9 protein-coding genes and 1 pseudogene are annotated in these 5,583 nt (G+C 67.4%); 7 read left to right on the top strand and 3 right to left on the bottom strand.

Annotated features, from left to right (window positions below; genetic code table 11):
• The 7 genes from GRX66_RS20130 to GRX66_RS15915 all read left to right on the top strand — a co-directional run.
• On the top strand, positions 1 to 334 hold a 334-nt coding region (locus GRX66_RS20130; protein WP_233745582.1), incomplete at its 5' end, for a YqcI/YcgG family protein.
• 113 nt (positions 335 to 447) lie between these two features.
• Positions 448 to 810: a 50S ribosomal protein L7Ae gene (gene rpl7ae, locus GRX66_RS15940; RefSeq protein WP_159527413.1), complete on the top strand. Its 363-nt coding sequence runs from the start codon at positions 448 to 450 to the stop codon at positions 808 to 810.
• Positions 811 to 816: 6 nt separating this feature from the next.
• On the top strand, positions 817 to 1,044 hold the full coding sequence (locus GRX66_RS15935) for a 30S ribosomal protein S28e (RefSeq protein WP_058983677.1): 228 nt from the start codon (positions 817 to 819) through the stop codon (positions 1,042 to 1,044).
• Complete coding sequence (locus tag GRX66_RS15930) at positions 1,044 to 1,232, top strand: 50S ribosomal protein L24e (RefSeq protein ID WP_159527412.1); 189 nt, start codon at positions 1,044 to 1,046, stop codon at positions 1,230 to 1,232. The genes GRX66_RS15935 and GRX66_RS15930 overlap by 1 nt, the downstream gene beginning before the upstream one ends.
• Before the next feature lie 3 nt (positions 1,233 to 1,235).
• Positions 1,236 to 1,718, top strand: a complete 483-nt coding sequence (gene ndk, locus GRX66_RS15925; protein WP_159527411.1) for a nucleoside-diphosphate kinase — start codon at positions 1,236 to 1,238, stop codon at positions 1,716 to 1,718.
• Between the two features lie 68 nt (positions 1,719 to 1,786).
• Positions 1,787 to 2,293: a macro domain-containing protein gene (locus GRX66_RS15920; RefSeq protein WP_159527410.1), complete on the top strand. Its 507-nt coding sequence runs from the start codon at positions 1,787 to 1,789 to the stop codon at positions 2,291 to 2,293.
• A 64-nt stretch (positions 2,294 to 2,357) separates the two neighbouring features.
• On the top strand, positions 2,358 to 2,627 hold the full coding sequence (locus tag GRX66_RS15915) for a hypothetical protein (RefSeq protein WP_159527409.1): 270 nt from the start codon (positions 2,358 to 2,360) through the stop codon (positions 2,625 to 2,627).
• A 117-nt stretch (positions 2,628 to 2,744) separates the two neighbouring features.
• Here the strand turns inward: GRX66_RS15915 and GRX66_RS15910 are convergent, their stop codons facing one another.
• The 3 genes and pseudogenes from GRX66_RS15910 to GRX66_RS15900 form a co-directional block, all read right to left on the bottom strand.
• Positions 2,745 to 3,806 (bottom strand): methionine synthase, encoded by a 1,062-nt coding sequence (locus tag GRX66_RS15910; RefSeq protein WP_159527408.1) that lies wholly within the window; start codon positions 3,804 to 3,806, stop codon positions 2,745 to 2,747.
• A complete protein-coding gene (locus GRX66_RS15905; RefSeq protein WP_159527407.1) occupies positions 3,803 to 4,816 on the bottom strand; it encodes a 5-methyltetrahydropteroyltriglutamate--homocysteine methyltransferase in 1,014 nt (337 codons plus the stop codon). The genes GRX66_RS15910 and GRX66_RS15905 overlap by 4 nt, the downstream gene beginning before the upstream one ends.
• 54 nt (positions 4,817 to 4,870) lie before the next feature.
• A pseudogene (locus GRX66_RS15900) lies at positions 4,871 to 5,450 on the bottom strand (HemK2/MTQ2 family protein methyltransferase).
• Between the last annotated feature and the right edge of the window lie 133 nt (positions 5,451 to 5,583).

Here is a 5,583-nt window from a genome sequence, read left to right as displayed (position 1 = left end):
GTACCTCGACGTCTTCGAGGCGCACGGCGACCGCGTGAGCTTCGCGGTGTTCTTCAAGCCGCCGGCGGGCACGCTGACCGAAGCGGAGTGGCACGAGCGGTTCTGGCACGTGCTCCAGTTCCTCCACTCGAGGGGCGAGAGGTCGCGACAGGGGCGCCAAGCCGGGGACGATTGCACCAGACGCCCTGGAGTTCGATTGCGCCTGACACACTCGAGGGACCGATCGCGCAGCCACCGGGCCCGTATCGCGAACGTACTGACGCGCCAACTCGCAGGTGGCGAGCGCCTGCGTCGCCGTCGCACGCCGCGGCGCTTTGAAAGCGCTTTTAACTGAGGGACCCCCAGATGTAGGATACAGCCTGCGGGGGTCGATGATGCTCCTAGCCGTCAGGGATTCCGCACCGGCAGGGGAGCGCAAGCCCGCCAGCAGGAATAGGTGAACAACACATGCCAGTTTACGTAGACTACGACGTTCCAGCAGACCTCCAGGAGCGAGCCCTCGAAGCGCTCGAAGTGGCTCGCGACACCGGTACAGTGAAGAAAGGTACGAACGAGACGACCAAGGCCGTCGAGCGCGGCAACGCCTCGCTCGTCTTCGTCGCCGAGGACGTCTCCCCCGAAGAGATCGTCATGCACCTCCCGGAACTCGCCGCGGAGAAGGGGATCCAGGTCGCCTTCGTCGAGACCCAGGACGAACTCGGCAACGCCGCCGGCCTCGAAGTCGGCAGCGCCGCCGCGGCCGTCGTGGACGCCGGCGACGCCGAGGACGACGTCGACGACATCTCGACCAAAATCGAGGACCTCCAGTAACCACCCATGAGTGCTGAGGAAACCGAAGAAGAGGGCTCCACGCCCGCCGAAGTCATCGAGGTCGTCGGCAAGACCGGGATGCACGGCGAGGCCATGCAGGTGAAATGCCGCATCCAGGAGGGCTCCAACCAGGGACGCATCATCACGCGAAACGTCCTCGGTCCCGTCCGCGTGGGCGACGTCCTCCAACTGAAGGAGACGGCCCGCGAGGCGGACTCCATCGGTGGTCAGTAATGGTACAGACACGAACCTGTGATTACTGTGGCGCGGACATCGAACCCGGCACGGGTACGATGTTCGTGCACAACGACGGCAGCACCGTGCACTTCTGTTCGGCGAAGTGCGAGAAGAACGCCGACCTCGGCCGCGAACCGCGCGACGTGGAGTGGACCGAGGAAGAGGAAGTCGAGGGAGGCGAGTAACGGATGAGCCACCACGACGAGCGCACGTTCGTGATGGTGAAGCCGGACGGCGTCCAGCGCGGCCTCATCGGCGAGGTCGTCTCCCGCCTCGAGGACAAGGGCCTGAAGATGGTCGGCGGGAAGTTCATGCAGATCAGCGAGGACCTCGCCCACGAGCACTACGCGGAACACGAGGACAAGCCGTTCTTCGACGGTCTCGTCGAGTTCATCACGTCCGGTCCCGTGTTCGCGATGGTCTGGGAGGGCGCCGACGCCACCCGCCAGGTCCGCCGCATGATGGGCGCGACCGACCCGCAGGACGCCGCACCGGGCACCATCCGCGGCGACTACGGCAACGACCTCGGGCAGAACATCATTCACGGCAGCGACCACGAGGACGAGGGCGCCAACGAGCGCGAGATCGCCCTGTTCTTCGACGAGGACGAACTCGTCGACTGGGACCTCGGCACCGCGACGTGGGTGTACGAGGACGCCGGCGACCACTGACGGTCGCGGCGACTACGCCCGAACTGACGGCGGATTTTTTGCGGCGGCGACACGACGTCCACGTAGCCATGCAGTTCAGCGTCGTCCAGGGCGACATCGCCAGCGAGTCGGCGGACGCGCTCGTGAACGCCGCGGGCACGAGCCTCCAGATGGGGTCGGGCGTCGCGGGCGCCCTCCGCCGCGGTGCAGGCCAGGAACTGAACCAGGACGCCGTGTCGAAGGGGCCGGTGGACCTCGGGGCGGTGGCGGTCACCGACGCCTACGACCTCGACGCGGAGTACGTGATTCACGCCGCCGCGATGCCGCATTACGGCGGCGGCGACGCGACCGCGGAGAGCATCCGGGACGCTACCCGGAACGCGCTCGCGGCCGCCGACGAACGGGGTTGCGAGTCAGTCGTGCTCCCGGCGCTCGGCTGTGGCGTCGCCGGGTTCGACCTCGCCGAGGGCGCGCGCATCATCTGCGAGGAGATACTGGACTTCGACCCCGACCACCTCGAGGACGTCCGCTTCATCGCGTACAGCGACGACGAGTACGAGACGGTCGTGCTGGTCGCCGACGACGTGCGGGGATAGCCGACCGGCGGTAGCTCCCTCCCCCACCCCCGGGTTTCTTTTCACCCGGGTGCGAGCGACACGTATGAACTGTGCCGTCTGCAATCAGACGGGGGTGGTCTATCGGCTCGTCGGCGAGGAGACGCTGGGCCTCTGCGAGCAGTGCGTCGCGGAACACCTCACCACTGACGTCGACAACGAGACGTGCCTGTACTGTTCGGAGCCCGGCAGCTACGACCTCGCCGAGGACACGGGCGCCGTCCCCGGTACAGAGTCGCCCGAAGAGTACGAGGTCGTGACAGCAGGCGTGGTCTGTGGGGACCACGTCTCGACGCTCAAGCAAGAGGTGTCCTGACGGACGCGCTCGAAGCGCAGACGAACGGCGTCCTGACGAACGCACTCGAAGCGAAGCAGGAAATAGACCCTCGGAACAGGCTCGAAACGCGGAATCGCGACGGGACAGTGCGAACTGCTAGTCGTCCGCGGGCGCGGCCGCCGAGACGTCGATGTCGCCGGCATCGAGGTCGGCTTCGACGTTACGGGCGGCTTCCACGAGGTTCTCCATCTTCCCGTACGCGACCTCGCGGGGGAGGAGTTTGACGCCGCAGTCCGGGCTCACGGTGAGCTGTTCGGGCGGGACGACTTCCAGGCCCTTCCGGATGTTCGACTCGATCTGTTCGACGGACTCGACGTCCGCGACGTGGGCGTCGACGACCCCGAGCGCGAGGTCCTTCGTGAACGCGTGCTGCTTGAAGACGTCCAACTGCTCGTAGTCGTCGTTCGCGAGTTCGAGGTCGAGTTCGTCGACGGGGTAGTCCAGGAGCTCCGGGTAGATGCGTGAGTAGTCGCCGTAACAGACGTGCAGACCGATGCGGACGTCGTCCGGGATGTCCGCGGCGATGCGTTCGAGCGCCTCGCCGACGATGGCGTGGTCGTCCGGCGTCGTCGCGAGTGCGGGCTCGTCGATCTGGATGTACCGCGCGCCCGCGTCGACGAGCTTCTCGATCTCCTCGTTGACGAGGTCCGCGAGGTCGTACGTGAGGGCTTCGTCGTCCTCGTACGCCTCGTTGAAACTCCAGCTCGCGAGCGTGTACGGGCCCGTGATCGGGACCTTCACCGGGCGGTCCGCCACGTCGGCGGTGAACTCGTACTCCTCGACCAGCCAGGACTCGTCGTACTCGACGTCGTCGACGACGCTGGGTTTGTCGAAGTAGTTGTGCCCCCAGACCTTCACCGGGCCGTTGAACTCGTAGCCGTCGATGCGGTCGGCGAAGAACTCCACCATCTCGTTGCGCCGCATCTCGCCGTCCACGACGACGTCGAGGCCGGCGCGCTCGTGTTCCCTTGTGATGAGGCGCGCGGCGTCGTCCGTGGCTTCCTGCCACTCGTCGTCCCCGAAGTCCGCCTCGTCGTCCTCGTAGCGGTCTTTCACTCGGTCCAGCCACTTCGGTTTCGGGTAAGAGCCGACGACGGTCGTCAGCAGGAAGTGGTCGTTGGGGTGGTCCTCGGGCCGGAACTGGTCGCGGTTGCTCATGCTGTCACCTCCTCGGTTTCGCCGTCGGCACGGTCGTCTGTCGCCGCGGCGAGCGCCCGCAGTTTCTCCTCGAAGCGGTTCACGGGCAGGTAGAAGAGGCCGGTGTTCGCGGTGACGTAGGCCGCGTCGAACTCGACGGGATCCGGCACGGCGTCGCGGAACCAGTCGACGCGCTCGGTGATCGTCTCGGGGGACTCGACGAGGGTGTTCTGGCCGTCCACGACGCCCAGGGCGACCGAGTCCTTGGTGCCGTACTCGGCGATGTTGTAGACGTTGTCCTCGTGGTTGGAGACGAAGTCGTAGCCGACCGCGTCGACGTCCGCGTCCAGGAGGTGGGCGTGGACTTTCTCCTCGAGCGCGCCCCAGTAGGTGTGCGCCACGACGTCGGCGTCGGTCGCGGACGCGACGGTGTCGATGGCCTCGCTCGCGCGAGCGTCCTCGCCGTCGCCTGGTGGGTTCGTCACCAGCGACGGTTCGAGCACGAACACGGACTCGACGGCGGGGAACGCCTCGACCTCCCCGGCGAGGAACTCCGCGATGGCGGCGAGGAACGCCTCGTCGTCGCCGTAGTGGTCGTCGGTCGCGAGGTCGGCCAGCGAGTACGGGCCGGGCACGACGGCCTGCAGGTCGTCGGTGTACTCGGCCGCGGCCTCGAGGTCCGCGGCGAGGTCGCCGGAGAACGTGAGGTCGCCGTGCACGATGGGGTCGCGGTAGAAGTTGTTGTTGTCGTAGTACCGGACGATGCCGCCCGTCTCGACGTTTTCGTGGACGGTCAGTGGGTGGGCGAGCATGTCGTCCCAGCGGGCCTGTCCCTCGACGACGCGGTCGAGGGCGGCGTCCCGCTGGACGGCGACGAGGTCCTCGCGGACGTCGTCGTAGACGGATTCGATCTCGGGGGACTCGTCGCCGCTGACGAGGTCGTGCTTCTGGTGGCCCTTGAGGTCCGACAACGTCTCCTTGGCGTCGTCGGGGAGGGGAAAGAGCCCGGGCGTCGTGGCGATTCGCTGCATGGCAGTCGCTACGCCATACCCACGTTTAATATTTTCCGTTCCTGATTATGCCCTCTAGTTATTCCATAGCTTGAGTACCGACAGCGTCTCGAACGAGTACGACTCCTCGCGGACCGCCGCCGCCGAGAACCCGCGCTCGCCCGCGTACTCCACGACCTCATCGACGCCCGTCAGCGTGCTCACCAGCAACAACACGTACCCGTCGGGCGCGAGCACGCGCCCCACGGCGTCCAGGAACGGCTCCACGACCTCGCGACCGGACTCACCGCCGGACAGCGCCACCTCCATCCAGTCGTCGCGGGCCGCATCCTCGTCCCGCGGCAAGTAGGGCGGATTGAACAACACCACGTCGAACGCGTCGTCCCGGAACGGCGACACGAGGTCCGCGCGCACGACGGGCACGCCGCGGTCGCTCGCCTGCACGCAGGCGTACGGGTTCAGGTCCGACCCGACGACCCGGGACCCCACCTCGTCCGCGACCGTCGCAGCCACGTACCCCGACCCCGTCCCCGACCTCCAGCACGCAGTCCCGCGTCGAGAGCTCCGCCACCGCCGTTTCCGCCAGCAACAGGGAGTCCTCCGCGGGCTGGTAGACGGTCGTCTCCGTTCCGCGTCGGTCGGCGAGGTCACTCATCGCCGCTCCCGTCGCTTCGTCCGCGCACGTCTCCGCCGTCGTTCTCGCCCCCCTCCCCGCCGCCGGACTCTGTCACGCCCGAGCCGTCGCCGAACTGGTCGTCCCGGCGGACGGCCGACCCCGGCTGGTCGGC

This window comes from Halobacterium bonnevillei (genome assembly GCF_009831555.1).
Classification (GTDB): domain Archaea; phylum Halobacteriota; class Halobacteria; order Halobacteriales; family Halobacteriaceae; genus Halobacterium; species Halobacterium bonnevillei.
The sequence above is the reverse complement of the archived record's forward strand: the minus strand, read 5'-3'. Positions and strand labels throughout refer to the sequence as shown.